Below are 14646 nucleotides of genomic sequence, written 5' to 3' on the forward strand. Positions count from 1 at the left end.
CTCACAGCGCGCCCTTGGTGGACGGGACCACGCCGGCCATGCGGGCGTCGGGCTCCACGGCTTCGCGTAACGCCCGCGCAAGCGCCTTGAACTGGGCCTCGGCAATGTGGTGCGGATCACGGCCGCGGATCACTTCCACGTGCAGGCACAACTGGGCGTGGTAGGCCAGGGACTCGAAGACGTGGCGGGTCATCGACCCGGTGAAGTGACCACCGATCAAGTGGTATTGCTGGCCCTCCGGTTCACCCGTGTGCACCACGTAGGGCCGCCCGGACACGTCCACCACGGCGGACGCGAGTGCCTCGTCGAGCGGCACGGTGGCCTGCCCGAAACGGCGGATCCCCCGCTTGTCCCCGAGTCCCTGGCGCAGCGCATCACCCAGGACGATCGCTGTGTCCTCGACCGTGTGGTGGACGTCGATGTCCGTGTCCCCGTGGGCCTGGATGTCCAGGTCGATCAGGGAGTGCTTGGACAGTGCCGTGAGCATGTGGTTGTAGAACGGCACCGTGGTCTCGATCGAGGACGTACCCGTCCCGTCCAGGTCCAGGCTCACGCGCACGCTGGATTCACTGGTCACGCGTTCCACCGTGGCGGTGCGGTGGTTCTCGACTGCGCTCATGAAAGACGACATCTCCTCGGGGACGGCGCCCGGCGACGGCTCGGCGGGCGGGTCCAGTCTAGATGGCTGGGGTGGGACCATGGGGCCGCGGCCCGACCGGTCCCACGGTTCGAGACGAGCCGGGCCGGCTCAGAATCTTGGCCCGGACGGTCCGGCTCAGGACCGGGCGAGGTAGGACTCCACGGCCTCGAGGAACGCGGTGGTCTCCGCTTCCGTCCCGGCGGTGACCCGTAGGTGGCCGGGGATCCCCACGTCCCGCACGAGGACGCCCTGGTCGAGCAGACCCTGCCACATGGCGTGGGCGTCCCCGCCGCACTCGAAGAACACGAAGTTGGAATCGGATTCGGCGGGGGTCAGGCCCAGTCGCTTGAGCTCGTCCACGATCCGGTCGCGCTGCAGTTTGATGTCCTCGACCGTGCCGAGCAGTGTCTCGTGGTGTTCGAGTGCGGCCAGTGCGGTCGCCTGGGTCACCGAGGACAGGTGGTACGGCAAGCGCACGAGGCGGATAGCGTCCGCGACGGAGCGGTCCGCGGCGAAGTACCCGAGTCGTGCACCCGCTAACGCGAACGCCTTGCTCATGGTGCGCGTGACGATGAGCCGGGGACGGCCGGGAAGCAGGGTTAGCGCCGAGGGGGTTCCGAAGCGCGCGAACTCGGCGTAGGCCTCGTCCACGACGACGATGGTGTTGCGGTCCTCCCCCGCCTCGTACACGGCCTCGACGACGTCCAGTCCGAGCGCGGTCCCGGTGGGGTTGTTGGGCGAGCACAGGAACACGATGTTCGGGGCGTGCTCGCCCACCTGGCGTGCCGCCGACTCCGCGGACAGGGAGAAGTCCGCGGCGCGCTCCCCCGCGATGAACCGCGTTCCGGTCCCGAGGGCGAGCAACGGGTACATCGAGTACGTGGGGACGAAGCTCAACACGGAGCGCTCCGGCCCACCGAAGGCCTGCAGGATCTGCTGCAGGATCTCGTTGGACCCGTTGGCGGCCCACAGATTGTCCTCGGTCAGCTCGTGACCCAGATAGCACGCTAGGGCGGTCCGCAGATTGGCGAAGTCCCGGTCCGGGTAGCGGTTCAGGGACGCCGCGGCATCGGTGACGCGCCGCGTGATGGCCCGAACCACGGGCTCGGGAACCGGATGGGTGTTCTCGTTGGTGTTCAGTGCGACACGGACTTCCAGCTGGGGAGCACCGTAGGGAGACAGGCCCCGCAGGTCGTCGCGCAGCGGAAGGGCTTCGAGGGAATCATCACGAGAATTCACCAGACCAGTCTATGGACTCGGCGCATATCCGGTCACACGACGTCTCACGGTGTGTCGATTCCCGGACCAGTCGTGACACCGCTCGGAGCTTGTCGGCGCACCAGGAGTCGCTCACTTGGCACCGACGGATCACGTCACCGACGGGTCACCGTCAGCGGGACGGGACCTCCAGGACCTGACCCGTGTGCAGGGTGGAGGACGTCAGACCGTTGAGCTCGGCGATGTCGTTCATGACCTCACGGGTGTCCCGCTGCGGGTCCGCGACGGCGGCGATCTCCCATAGGGTCTGGTCCGCCTGCACCGTGACACCGTGGGTCACGGGCGCCCCCGCCGGTTCCGTGGATGCCTTGACCGTGGGCGGCAGCAGGAAGACGGCGGCGACCACCAACAGGGCCGCCGCTCCCGTGACGAAGGGCAGTCCGATCAGGAAGAACCGGCCGCGGCGGGTGAGCTGCAGCGGCGAGTGAGCGGCGCGCGGGGCGGCCTGGACGGACGCGGCACGGGCCGACGTACGAGCGCGCACGGCGGCGGAGGACGCAGCCGTGGCGGAACGAACGGATCGCGACAAGGTGAGAGCGGTCATGGCTACCTCCTGGTGATCTGACCGGATCCACCCGAAGGTGGCGGTGTTCGAACGCGGAGCGTACTTAGAACACATTTTCGAATCTCTACCCACAGTTCTAGCACGGGTGTACGAATGCTGTCGAGGACCTTTTCGAACACATATTTGAACCCGGGGACGCGCGCGGGTTAAGCTCGAGGTCACACAGGAGTTAGTTGACCCCACGTCTCCGACACGCATAAGCGGCCTCCGCGGCCCACCGCAGGGTGTGCACAGCGTGGACGGTGAAAGGACCCCGCACGTGAGCACTTCTTCCCCGAATCAGCAGGCGTCCGACCGACGCCCGCGCACGCTCACCCCTCGACAAGCACGAATCCTCGGTGCCGTGCAGCGCTGCATCACCACGCGCGGCTACCCGCCGTCCATGCGTGAGATCGGTGACACCGTGGGTCTGGCGTCCCTGTCCAGCGTGACCCATCAGCTCGGCCAGCTCGAGAAGTGGGGCTACCTGCGCCGGGATCCGCGCCGACCCCGCGCCATGGAGGTCCTGCGCCCGTTGAGCGCGGAGGAACTCGACCGCCACCTGGGGCCGGCCGACGAGCCCGCGGGTTCCGTGGAGTCCTTGGCGACCCGCGCATCGGGCGCCGCGTCCCCCGCGGTGCACACCATGGGCGACCTGCCCGCCGCGGACGACGACGACGCCATGGTCCCCGTACCGCTCGTGGGGCGCATCGCCGCCGGTGGCCCCATCACCGCCGAACAATCGGTCGAGGAGGTCTACTCCCTGCCACGGCAGTTCGTGGGTCACGGCCAGTTGTTCATGCTCAAGGTCTCCGGGGACTCCATGATCGACGCAGCCATCTGCGACGGCGACTGGGTCGTGGTGCGCCAACAGAACTCCGCGCAGAACGGGGACGTCGTGGCTGCCCTGCTGGACGACGAAGCGACCGTCAAGACCTTCCGCCAGCGCGACGGCCACACGTGGCTGCTGCCCCAGAACACCCGCTACGAACCCATCCTGGGTGATCACGCGACCGTGATGGGAAAGGTCGTCTCGGTCTTCCGCTCCCTGTAGCTCGCCCTCCGAACGGTTCCGGGAACCGCGCGTCGCGTCACGCGGGACGGCACCACGGATGTGAGCACAGCGACGTCGAACGCTCAGGAGCGCGCCAATCGCTCTAACGCCCCGAGAGCGGTCGAGCGGTCCGTGGTGGGCCACAGCGGCGGGAGGGACTGGGCCAGGAAGGACCCGTAGCGCGCCGTGGCGAGCCGCGAGTCCAGCACGGCGACGACGCCCTTGTCCCCGCTCGCACGGATCAGTCGGCCGGCGCCCTGCGCCAGGCGCACCGCGGCGTGGGTGGCCGAGACCGACATGAACCCGTTGCCGCCTGCCCGTTCGGCCGCGCGTGTACGGGCGGTGCCCAGGGGATCGTCCGGGCGCGGGAACGGGATCCGGTCGATCACGACCAGTCGGCATGACTGTCCCGGCACGTCCACTCCCTGCCACAGGCTCATGGTTCCGAACAGGCTCGCTGAGGGATCGTCGGTGAACTCCTTGACCAGGGACGGCAGGGAGGCGTCCCCCTGGCACAGGATGGGCAGCTCTGTACGATCGCGCAGCGCCTCCGCCGCGTCCTCCGCGGCCCGGCGGGACGAGAACAGACCGAGCGCGCCGCCGCCCGAGGCCTCGAGCAGCCCGAACAGTTCCTCGAGTTGCTCCTCCGAGACGCCACGGCCGGGTTTCGCGAGGTGCTTGGCCACGTAGAGGATGCCCTGGCGGCGGTAGTCGAAGGGACTGCCCACGTCCACGCCCCGCCACGCGGGGGACCCCGGGCCCTGCAGGCCGAGAGCCCCGGCCGTGGACGAGAACGATGACCCCACGGCCAGGGTCGCCGAGGTCAGCACGACCGTGCGCCCGTCGAACAACCCCTCCCGCAGGGGCCCCGCGACGCTGAGCGGCGCGATGTTCAGGGTCGCCGGTTCCCCTTCGGACGATCCCGCGTATCCCTCCGTGGGCGACCAGCGACCCACGCGGGAGATCCACAGGACGTCATGGGCGGTGTCCGCCGACAGCATGCGCTCGGCGGTGTCCAGCAGCTCGGACAACCGTGAGCGGGCCGCGTGACGTGCCGCGTCCTCGCCCTTGGAATCGCCCTTGGTGTCACTGAGCCCCGTGCGCGCGGCATCCTGAACGCCACCGACCGCGTAGACCTGCTCCTCGGTGAAGCCTCGCGGCAACAGTCCGGACGGGTCGGGGTCGAAGGCGAGATCGAAGGCCTGCGCGGCCTTCTCGAGTGCATCGCTCGACGCCGCGGTGTGCTTGCGCACGGCCGTGGCCGCCGCTCGTACCGCGGCGGCGGACAGCGACGCGGTCACGGCACCCGTGACCCGGTCCCGCAGCTCATGGGCCTCGTCAACGATCACGACGTCGTGCTCGGGCAGGACCGCGAGCCCCTCGAACGCGTTGATCGCGAGCAGCGCGTGGTTGGTGATCACCACCTCCGCCTCGCCGGCCTCGGCCCGGGCGCGCTCGGCGAAGCACTCCTCCACGAGGGGGCACTTGCGCCCCAGGCACTCCTTGGCGGTCACGGAGACCTGCCGCCACGCGGCGTCCGTGACACCCGGCTGGACGTCGTCCCGGTCCCCGGTCTCGGTGGTCTCGATCCATTCCCGCAACCGCAGCACCTGCTGGGCCAAGCCACCGAGGGGGCGATCCGCGCCCCCTGCGGCGGGTCCCGAACCGGGGACGTCGAACAGGGCGCCGTCGTCGTCCGGGTAGCCGCCCTCGACCTTGTGCAGGCACGCGTAATTGGAGCGGCCCTTGAGCAGCGCGACGACGGGGCGGTCGTCCAGTTCGTCCTCGAGCGCGTCGAGCAAGCGGGGGACGTCCCGGCCCGTGATCTGGGACTGCAGGGCCAGCGTGGCCGTGGCCACGACCACGGGCTTGTCCGCGGTGCGGGCGTGACGCAGGGCCGGGACGAGGTATGCGAGCGACTTACCCGTACCGGTCCCTGCCTGGACCAACAGATGCCGGCCGGTCTCGAGGGCCTCGGCGACCTTGGCCGCCATGAACCGCTGTCCCTCCCGACGCTGCCCGCCCAGCGCGGTCACGGCGGAGTCGAGGAGCTCGAGCGTGTCCACCGCGCCGGGCAGCGTTTCGGGGCGGACGTCCGAGAGGTCGTGCCCCGCTTCGTCGACGAACGATGCGCTCATGCTCCGGCGGGATCCTCCGCGGTGGGCGCGGCGGCCGGGCTCCCGGGCTCCGCCACGCGGTAGGGCTCGAGTTCGCCCACGAGTTCCTCGCGAACGCGCACACGCAACCGCGTGCCCTCGGGAGTGTGTTCCGTGCGCAGGATCTCGGCGTCCTGGGCGTGCAGCCGGGAGACCACCTCGCCGTGAACGTAGGGCACGAGCAGTTCCATGTCGTGGTTTGGGCGCGGAATGGCGGAGGAGATCAACCGCTGCAATTCCTCGATGCCCTCTCCCGTGCGCGCCGACACGGCCACCGACGGGTGCTCGTGATTGCGCAAACGACCCAGCACCACGGGATCCGCGATGTCGGCCTTGTTCAGGGCCACGATCTCCGGGATGTCATTGGCCCCCACGTCCGTGAGGACGTCCCGCACGGCCTTGAGCTGACCCTCCGGATCCGGGTGGGAGGCATCCACCACGTGCACGATGACGTCTGCGTCCGCGACCTCTTCCAGGGTGGAGCGGAACGCCTCGACCAACTGGGTGGGCAGCGAGCGCACGAAGCCCACGGTGTCCGCGAGCGTGTAGCCGATCCCGTCCGGGGTCTCGGCCTTGCGCACCGTGGGATCCAGCGTGGCGAACAGCGCGTTCTCCACGAGGACCCCGGCATCCGTCAACCGGTTGAGCAGGGACGACTTACCCGCGTTGGTGTACCCCGCGATCGCGACCGAGGGCACGGAATGACGCTTGCGGTTGAGTCGCTTGGTCTCACGCGCCGGCTTCATGGCCGCGATCTCCCGACGCAACTTGGCCATGCGCTGGCGGATCCGGCGCCGGTCCAGTTCGATCTTGGTCTCACCGGGACCACGGCTACCGATGCCCTCGCCGGACGCCGCACGGCCACCGGCCTGCCGGGACAGCGACTCACCCCAACCACGCAGACGCGGGAGCATGTATTCGAGCTGCGCCAGCTCCACCTGCGCCTTGCCCTCCTTGGACTTGGCGTGCTGGGCGAAGATGTCCAGGATGAGACCCGTGCGGTCGATGACCTTGACCTTCACGACGTCCTCGAGAGCACGACGCTGCGACGGCGCGAGCTCGGCATCCACGATGACGGTGTCCGCACCGGTCGCGGCCACCACGTCCTTGAGTTCCAGGGCCTTGCCCGAGCCGAGGTACGTGCCGGGGTCCGGGGTCACGCGCCGCTGCAGCAGACCGTCCATGACCTCGGAACCGGCGGTCTCCGCGAGCGCCGCGAGCTCACGCAGCGAGTTCTCCGCATCGGCCAGGGTCCCGCTCGAGAACAGACCCGCCAGGACGACGCGCTCGAGCCGCAGCTGCCGGTACTCGACCTCGGTGACGTCCTCGAGCTCGGTGGACAGTCCGGCGACACGGCGCAGCGCGTGACGTTCGGCGAGGTCCTGCTGATCGCCGTCGGATTCGACGTGGACGTGGTCCTCGTCCGCGAGCTCACGGGCGCGGCCCAGGTGATCGTGTCCGCCACCCGCGGCATACGACGCGTCGTGGTCGCGGGCGCCGTGGACGCCCCGTTCATCGTCGAAGACGTCCTGGCCGGCGTCGTGGACGTGGGTGGGTTCGGAGCGTGTGCGCGCACGGGCCAGGACACGCGAGACGACGTCCTCCAGTTCCGGTCCGGTCAGTTCCGCGGAGTGTCCGGGCTGCTTCGGAGCGGGATTCTGGTGCTGGTGAGATTGCGTCATATTTCCTTGATCTATGGCTGGAGACGGTTGACCAAGTCTAGCGCCGGGCACTGACACGACGGGCGGGGGCACTAGCATGTGGAGCCATGGCCCCCGAGAATCCCGCGCAGCATTACTTCGTGTCCGACCCGTCCGTCGCGGAGAAACCGCGGCGGATCACCGTGGAGCTGCGGGGCCGCACCGTGGACGTGGGGACGGCCGCGGGGGTCTTCTCCCCCTCGGACCTGGACAAGGGAACCGCCGCGCTGCTGCGCAACGTGCCCGATCCGCACGGGCGGAACCTGCTCGACATCGGGTGCGGGTGGGGGCCGATCACCCTGGCCCTCGCGCTCGCTGCACCGAGTGCCACGGTCACCGCGGTGGACGTCAACGAACGCAGCCTGCGGCTGACTGCGGCGAACGCGCGGGAGCTGGGTCTCGCGGGCGTGGAGACCCATCTACCCGAGGACGTACCCGCGGATCGTACGTTCGACACCATCTGGTCCAACCCGCCGATCCGCGTGGGGAAGCAGGAACTGCACGACATCCTCATGATGTGGCTCCCCCGCCTCGCGCCCGGTGGTACGGCGTGGCTCGTGGTACAGAAGAACCTGGGTGGGGACTCACTGCAGCGCTGGCTCGCGGCCACCCTGGGTGAGGGGTATTGCGTGGACCGGGCCGCAACCGACAAGGGCTTCCGCATCATCACCGTCCAGCGCGCCTGAGGCGCGCGGAGGCACGCATGCCGGGCCGGGAACCGAGGTCGCGTGTACGGCGTTGGAACCTATACCCCCGGGCGTTGGGTCGGAAACAGCAGCCAGGGGTGCCGCTCGGGGAGCCGGCGCGCAGCGTCGTCGTCGGACGATGGATGCACCAGGGCCGCGCGGCGAGGCCCTCCCGACTCAGCACACCACGGCACGAACGCGACCGACTCAGACGAGCTCGGCGGTGGCCACCACGCGCACCGGACCCGCGAGGACGACATGCTCGGTGCCGTCCGGGGCGGGAACGAACGTCACGGACAGCACGCCCCCGGGGACGCGCACGAACCAGCGGTCCGGGGAGTCGGGACCGCCCCAGAACCGGGTGGCCGCCGCGGCCGCGCACGCGCCCGTGCCGCACGAGTACGTCTCGCCGACACCCCGTTCGTGGACGCGCATCTCGAGGCGACCGAACTCGGAATCGCCGTCGTCCGAGGGCACCACGAACTCCACGTTGGTCCCCTCGGGAGGGGTGGGTTCCACGACGGGCGCGGTGTGTAGGTCCAGCCCGTCCAACTTCTCGCCCTCGGACAGGGCCACGACCGTGTGGGGATTGCCCATGCTGATGGACACCCCCGGGCGCGGGACCGTGAGGCCCTCCGCATTCACGAGGCAATCCGAACCGCGCTCGCGCGCGGCGTCCCCGTCCTCGAAGCTCCACGGACCCATGTCCACGGCGTAGCCGTCGGACGTACGCGCCACGGTGCGCATCCCCGCGCGCGTGCCGATGCGCAGTTGGGAACCGCGCGGGAGGCTCACGAGCCCCTCGCGCACGAGGTGGTCCACGAACACCCGCACCCCGTTACCGCACATCTGCGCCACGGAACCGTCCCCGTTGCGGTAGTCCATGAACCACTCGACGTCCGGGTGCGCTTCGGCGAGCTCGCCGGCATCGGCCACGTGCTCGGTGCGCACGGCGCGGATCAGGCCGTCACCGCCCAGCCCGAGGTGTCGGTCGCACACCGCCGCGACCGTGTCCGGTGAGACGTCCAGGGTGCCGTCCCGGTCCGTGAAGACCACGAAGTCGTTTCCCGTGCCGTGCGCCTTGGTCACGCGCACGCCCGCCAGTTCCTGCCAGTTCACGCTGCCTACCGTCCCCTCGGTCGTGTCAGTCATCGCCGCCATCATACTGAGCCCGGACGACGTCCATTGCCCGTTCCGGCAGCGCGGACGGTCCCGCGGGATCGTCCGCGCGCAACCAGTGCACGCGAGGATCCGCCCGGAACCACGTGCGCTGGCGCTTCACGAACCTGCGGGTGGCGGTCACGGTCTCGTCCCGGGCGCGCTCGAGCGTACTCGTGGCGTCGAGCACCGCGAGCAACTGGGGGTACCCCAGGGCCTTCCCGGCGGTGGGGCTCTCGCGCAGCCCCCGGGCCGCGAGCGCTCGTACCTCGTCCAGCCACCCCCGCTCGAGCATGGTGTCCACGCGGCGGGCCACCCGCTCGTTGAGCACGTCCCGCTCCATGGCGAGACCGATCTGCACCGTGGGCCGCACGTACCGGCGCTCGGGCATGAACGACGTGAAGGGCCGTCCGGTCAGCCGATGCACCTCGATCGCCCGCACCAGTCTGCGGTCGTCCTTGACCGTGGCCGCCGATTCGGGATCCACGTCCGCGAGCCGCTGCAGCATGCGGGCATGCCCGTGCTCGTGCAGCTCGGCTTCGACCCGCGCTCGCAGCTGCGGATCGGTTCCGGGGAATTCGATGTGGTCGAGCACCGCGCGCACGTACAGTCCCGAGCCGCCCACGAGGACGGGCACGTTGCCGCGTTCCTCGATCTCGGCGATGACGGTGCGAGCGCGAGTCTGGAACGCGGCGACCGACGCTTCCTCGTGCAGGTCCAAGATGTCGAGCAGGTGGTGCGGCACTCCCCCGCGTTCCTCCGGGGGCAGCTTGGCGGTCCCGATGTCCATGCCCCGGTAGAACTGCAGGGCGTCCGCGTTGACGATCTCCCCGCCCACGCGCTGGGCGATCGCGATCCCGAGGTCCGACTTCCCGGTCCCCGTGGGCCCCACGACCGCCACGACCGGGCGTTGCGTCCCCCGGGTCATACCCGCGCTCAGGGCTTCCGCAGCGACGGCATGCCCAGCCCCACGGCGGCGGGTTTGCCCGACGACGACGGCGCACCACACGATTCCGCCTGAGCGGCCTCCCACGCGTCCCCGCCGCGGGAGCGCCGTACGCTGTACTCGTTCGCGTCCCGCGGGTCCGCGAGCAGGTGGTACGTGGCGGCCCCGGTCACCGGAACCGTGACGAAATCACCCGGGCGCGGTTGTGCGGCTCCGTCCGGGACACTGAAGTGCACGAGCCGCTGATCCGGGCCCCGCCCGCTCAGTCGGTGCGTGGCTTCGGACTTCCGCCCCGATTGGGCGCTCACGAGCACCTCCGTGCGCGTGCCCACGAGCTCGCGGTTCAACTTTGCGCTGATCCGGTCCTGCAGGGCGGTCAACCGTTCGAAGCGTTCCTGCACCACGGGGGCGGGGACCTGGTTCGCCATCTCCCCGGCGGGAGTGCCCGGGCGCACCGAATACTGGAAGGTGAACGCGGAGGAGAACCGGGAGGCCTCCACGACGTCCAGGGTGTCCTGGAAGTCCTGCTCGGTCTCCCCTGGGAAGCCCACGATGATGTCGGTGGTGATCGCGGCGTGCGGGATCCGCTCACGCACCCGGTCCAGGATGCCCAGGAACTTCTTGGAACGGTACGAGCGCCGCATGTCCTTGAGGATCCGGTCCGAACCGGACTGCAGCGGCATGTGCAACTGAGGCATCACGTTGGGGGTCTCCGCCATGGCATCGATCACGTCGTCCGTGAAGGCCGCGGGGTGCGGACTCGTGAAGCGCACCCGCTCCAACCCCTGGATGTCCCCGCAGGCGCGCAGCAGTTTGGCGAACGCACCGCGGTCACCGAACTCCACGCCGTACGAGTTCACGTTCTGCCCCAGCAGGGTCACTTCCACCGCACCGGAGTCCACGAGCGCCTGGACCTCGGCGAGGATGTCCCCGGGACGGCGGTCCTTCTCCTTGCCGCGCAGCTGGGGGACGATGCAGAACGTGCACGTGTTGTTGCACCCCACCGAGATGGACACCCACCCCGCGTAGGCCTGTTCCCGCTTGGTCGGCAGTGCCGACGGGAACGTCTCGAGGGCTTCCAGGATTTCCACCTGGGCCTGCTCGTTGTGCCGGGCGCGTTCCAGCAGGACCGGCAGGGACCCGATGTTGTGGGTCCCGAAGACCACGTCCACCCACGGGGCCTTATCGACGATGGTGGCGCGGTCCTTCTGGGCGAGGCAGCCGCCCACCGCGATCTGCAACCGTTCGTTGCGTCGCTTGACGGGGGCCAGCTGACCCAGCTGGCCGTACAGCTTGTTGTCCGCGTTCTCTCGGACGGCACACGTGTTGAACACGACCAGGTCCGGATCACGGTTCACCGCGGGAACGTATCCGGCGCTCTCGAGCAGTCCCGTGATGCGCTCGGAGTCGTGGGCGTTCATCTGGCATCCGAGAGTGCGCACTTCGTAGGCGGGTGCATCGGTGGCGATCACGGGTTCCTGCACGGCATGGGGCATCTGAGTCACCTCACCATTTTAGGGACGCGGTCAAATTGCTGGAACTCGGCCGCCCACGGCCAAAGGGGCACCGATCAGGGCGTGTCCCACACGTGGGCGCCGTCCGGATCCGGCCGATCGCGCCCGCCCACTGTGGACCCGCCCGCGGCGTACTCATCTCCCGAGGACCCGTCTCCCGGGAACCCGTCTGCGGAGAACTCGTCACCCGCGGACTCCTCCGATTCGAACTCCTCCGCCGGGGACTCCAGCGCGCCCAGCTCCTCCTTGACCACGGCGAACGCGAGTCCCGGCGGATACCCCTTGCGTCCGAGCATGCTCACGAGCCTGCGGGTCAGCCGGTCGCGTTCCTTGCGGTCCGACGGGTCCACGGAGGCGGGCAACTTCTTGCGCACGAGGACGTGGGCGTCCCGCAGTTCGTCGTCGTCGGAGCGCTGTTCCAGGGCCTCGTCCGCGATCTCACCCGTGATCCCGCGCTGCGCGAGTTCCCGGCGCAGAGCCGAGCGGGACAACCGGCGGGTCTCGGCGCGGGACCTGACGAACATCCCCGCGTAGGCCCGGTCGTCCACGAGGTTCACTTCCTCGAACCGGTCGAGCACCTCCCGGGCGACGTCCTCGGGGACGTTGCGGTCCGCGAGTTTGTCCTCGAGCTGGCGCCGCGACTTGGCCGATGCGCTCAACTGGCGCAGGACGATCGCGCGGGCGACCTCGCGGGGATCGGCCTCCGCCTCACCCGATGACTCCGCGGACGCGGGCGGCGCCGCCGGGCCCCAATGGGAATCGGAGGCCCGGCGGCGCCGGGAACCATAGCGTTCGGACTCAGTCATGAAGGGACGGCGTCAGCTCAGAATGCCGGGAGTTCGGTCTCGTCCTTGGCCGGTGCGAACGGGGCATCCGGATCCAGGTCCTGGGGATCGTCGCTGAACCCGTCCGTGTCCTGGGAGGCCTGGTCCGGGTCCTCGCTGATCCCGAGCTTGACCAGGATCTTGCGTTCGATCTCCTGGGCGAGTTCCGGGTTGTCCTTGAGGAAGCGGCGCGAGTTCTCCTTGCCCTGGCCGAGCTGGTCCCCCTCGTAGGTGAACCACGCACCGGACTTCTTCACGATGCCGTGTTCCACGCCCATGTCGATCAGGCCGCCCTCGATGGAGATGCCCTGACCGTAGAGGATGTCAAACTCGGCCTGCTTGAAGGGCGGGGCCATCTTGTTCTTGACGATCTTGGCGCGGGTGCGGTTACCCACGGGGTTCGCACCGTCCTTGAGGGTCTCGATCCGGCGGACGTCCACGCGCACGGAGGCGTAGAACTTCAGCGCCTTACCACCCGTGGTGGTCTCCGGGGAGCCGAAGAACACGCCGATCTTCTCACGCAGCTGGTTGATGAAGATCGCGGTGGTGTTGGTGTGGGACAACCGACCCGTGATCTTACGCAGAGCCTGGGACATCAACCGGGCTTGCAGACCCACGTGGCTGTCGCCCATTTCGCCCTCGATCTCCGCCTTGGGCACGAGGGCCGCCACGGAGTCGATGACGATGATGTCGATGGAGCCCGAACCCACAAGCATGTCCATGATCTCGAGCGCCTGCTCACCGGTGTCCGGCTGGGACACCAGCAGGTTGTCCGTGTCCACACCGAGCTTCTCGGCGTAGACCGGGTCCAGCGCGTGCTCGGCGTCGATGAAGGCGGCGATCCCGCCGGCCTTCTGGACGCTGGCCACGGCGTGCAGGGCCACGGTGGTCTTACCCGAGGATTCCGGGCCGTAGATCTCCACGACACGGCCGCGGGGGAACCCGCCGATACCCAGTGCGACGTCCAGCGCGATGGAACCGGTGGGGATGGTCTCGATCTTGTTGGCGGGGCGATCCCCCAGCCGCATGACCGATCCCTTGCCGTAGTTCTTGTCGATCTGGGACAGGACGGTGTCCAGCGCCTTCTGACGATCGGATCCGGCCACCTGAGAGGGTGCCGGTGCGCCCTTGGACTTGGCTGCCATGTTTCACCTCGGTTCTCGGGGGCCGGGGCGGCCCTGTCGATATCTTCGCGTTCCACGGTACAAAGGGGGTCCGACAGCCATAAGCGACCGGACGGGTTGTGGAGCGCGCGTGAGCTGATTCGAATATACCTTCGAAGACGGCGTGGCGCACGCCGCCCACGGCGAACTCAGCGCCGGGGCGGTTGATCCGGGCCCCACCACCGGGACTCGGGGATCTCCTGGGCGCGGCACACCGCGAACCACACCGTCTTGGGGTCCGCCCCGGACTCGAGGGCCTCCGCGGCCGTGCGCTCACCCAACTCGGTTAAAACGAGATCCCGAGCGAGAACCCGGCTGTACGCCGCCCCGAATTCGTGGGACATCAGGTCCCAGAACGCACTGACTCGCATGAACAACTTCTCCTCGGTATCGACGCTGCATAGCTCCGCTAACTCTCCACGCTGTGCGGACCCCACGGTGCTGCAACGAGCAACGGACCCGCCCACCGGGCGGGTCCGTTCGTTGGTCTGGTGGACCGCGGCCGACTCGGCCGCAGCGAGCGGGGTCTGACTCAGTGCGCGCCGGCGGCGGTGCCACCGCGCAACTGACGCATCTCCCGCGTGAACTCCTCCGTGAGCTCGGACGGCACGGTGTCAGGGATGAACGTGCCCTCGGCGTAGGCGAGACGATCCGCGACCTCGCGCAGCATCTGGGACATGGGGATGTCCAGTGCCGCACAGATGGACGCGAGCAATTCGGAGGAGGCTTCCTTCTGTCCTCGCTCCACCTCGCTCAGGTACCCCAGCGAGACGCGGGCACTGTGCGAGACCTCGCGCAGGGTCCGGCCCTGACGCTGGCGGACGTTGCGCAGCACCTCGCCTATCTCCTGACGCAGGACACCGACCTTGACATCATTGGTTTTCCCGTGAGCTTCATCGGACACACCCACGTCCTTCCAACGGACAACACCATTGACAGACACGGGTTGCTTCGTCATGTGAATTGCTTCTCCTCGTACGAAT

The 14646-nt window shown here is 69.1% G+C and carries 14 protein-coding genes; 2 read left to right on the top strand and 12 right to left on the bottom strand.

From position 1 onward, the window contains the following. Position 1: 1 nt before the first annotated feature. From hisB to IE157_RS07975, 3 genes are all read right to left on the bottom strand, one after another. Positions 2-619, bottom strand: coding sequence for an imidazoleglycerol-phosphate dehydratase HisB (hisB, locus tag IE157_RS07965; protein WP_064845944.1), 618 nt, complete (start codon positions 617-619; stop codon positions 2-4). Between the two features lie 156 nt (positions 620-775). Then, positions 776-1879 (bottom strand): histidinol-phosphate transaminase, encoded by a 1104-nt coding sequence (locus IE157_RS07970; protein WP_193519671.1) that lies wholly within the window; start codon positions 1877-1879, stop codon positions 776-778. A gap of 151 nt (positions 1880-2030) precedes the next feature. Next, positions 2031-2462 (bottom strand): LysM peptidoglycan-binding domain-containing protein, encoded by a 432-nt coding sequence (locus IE157_RS07975; protein ID WP_144932640.1) that lies wholly within the window; start codon positions 2460-2462, stop codon positions 2031-2033. A 280-nt stretch (positions 2463-2742) separates the two neighbouring features. On the opposite strand from IE157_RS07975, the gene lexA reads away from it, so the two are divergent. After that, positions 2743-3516 (top strand): transcriptional repressor LexA, encoded by a 774-nt coding sequence (gene lexA, locus IE157_RS07980; protein WP_085106694.1) that lies wholly within the window; start codon positions 2743-2745, stop codon positions 3514-3516. A gap of 83 nt (positions 3517-3599) precedes the next feature. Here the strand turns inward: lexA and IE157_RS07985 are convergent, their stop codons facing one another. Beyond that, complete coding sequence (locus IE157_RS07985; RefSeq protein WP_193519672.1) at positions 3600-5654, bottom strand: ATP-dependent DNA helicase; 2055 nt, start codon at positions 5652-5654, stop codon at positions 3600-3602. After that, a complete protein-coding gene (hflX, locus tag IE157_RS07990) occupies positions 5651-7354 on the bottom strand; it encodes a GTPase HflX (RefSeq protein ID WP_064845947.1) in 1704 nt (567 codons plus the stop codon). The genes IE157_RS07985 and hflX overlap by 4 nt, the downstream gene beginning before the upstream one ends. A gap of 86 nt (positions 7355-7440) precedes the next feature. Between hflX and IE157_RS07995 the strand changes: the two genes are divergently transcribed. Then, a complete protein-coding gene (locus tag IE157_RS07995; protein ID WP_193519673.1) occupies positions 7441-8058 on the top strand; it encodes a class I SAM-dependent methyltransferase in 618 nt (205 codons plus the stop codon). Positions 8059-8265: 207 nt separating this feature from the next. On the opposite strand, the gene dapF is transcribed toward IE157_RS07995, so the two are convergent. From dapF to IE157_RS08030, 7 genes are all read right to left on the bottom strand, one after another. Next, complete coding sequence (dapF, locus tag IE157_RS08000; RefSeq protein ID WP_242670443.1) at positions 8266-9210, bottom strand: diaminopimelate epimerase; 945 nt, start codon at positions 9208-9210, stop codon at positions 8266-8268. After that, complete coding sequence (gene miaA, locus IE157_RS08005; RefSeq protein WP_193519674.1) at positions 9203-10144, bottom strand: tRNA (adenosine(37)-N6)-dimethylallyltransferase MiaA; 942 nt, start codon at positions 10142-10144, stop codon at positions 9203-9205. Before miaA ends, dapF begins: the two co-directional genes overlap by 8 nt. An 8-nt stretch (positions 10145-10152) precedes the next feature. After that, a complete protein-coding gene (gene miaB, locus IE157_RS08010; RefSeq protein ID WP_193519819.1) occupies positions 10153-11658 on the bottom strand; it encodes a tRNA (N6-isopentenyl adenosine(37)-C2)-methylthiotransferase MiaB in 1506 nt (501 codons plus the stop codon). 74 nt (positions 11659-11732) lie between these two features. Next, on the bottom strand, positions 11733-12482 hold the full coding sequence (locus IE157_RS08015) for a regulatory protein RecX (RefSeq protein ID WP_193519675.1): 750 nt from the start codon (positions 12480-12482) through the stop codon (positions 11733-11735). 17 nt (positions 12483-12499) lie between these two features. Then, positions 12500-13645 carry a recombinase RecA gene (recA, locus tag IE157_RS08020; RefSeq protein ID WP_193519676.1) on the bottom strand — a complete coding sequence of 382 codons (1146 nt, stop codon included), beginning with the start codon at positions 13643-13645 and terminating at the stop codon, positions 12500-12502. Between the two features lie 167 nt (positions 13646-13812). Continuing rightward, positions 13813-14034 carry a DUF3046 domain-containing protein gene (locus IE157_RS08025; RefSeq protein ID WP_145005456.1) on the bottom strand — a complete coding sequence of 74 codons (222 nt, stop codon included), beginning with the start codon at positions 14032-14034 and terminating at the stop codon, positions 13813-13815. 161 nt (positions 14035-14195) lie between these two features. Then, on the bottom strand, positions 14196-14621 hold the full coding sequence (locus tag IE157_RS08030) for a helix-turn-helix domain-containing protein (protein WP_064845953.1): 426 nt from the start codon (positions 14619-14621) through the stop codon (positions 14196-14198). Positions 14622-14646: the final 25 nt, after the last annotated feature.

It is taken from the genome of Kocuria marina (assembly GCA_014652975.1).
GTDB classification, from domain to species: Bacteria; Actinomycetota; Actinomycetes; order Actinomycetales; family Micrococcaceae; genus Kocuria; species Kocuria marina.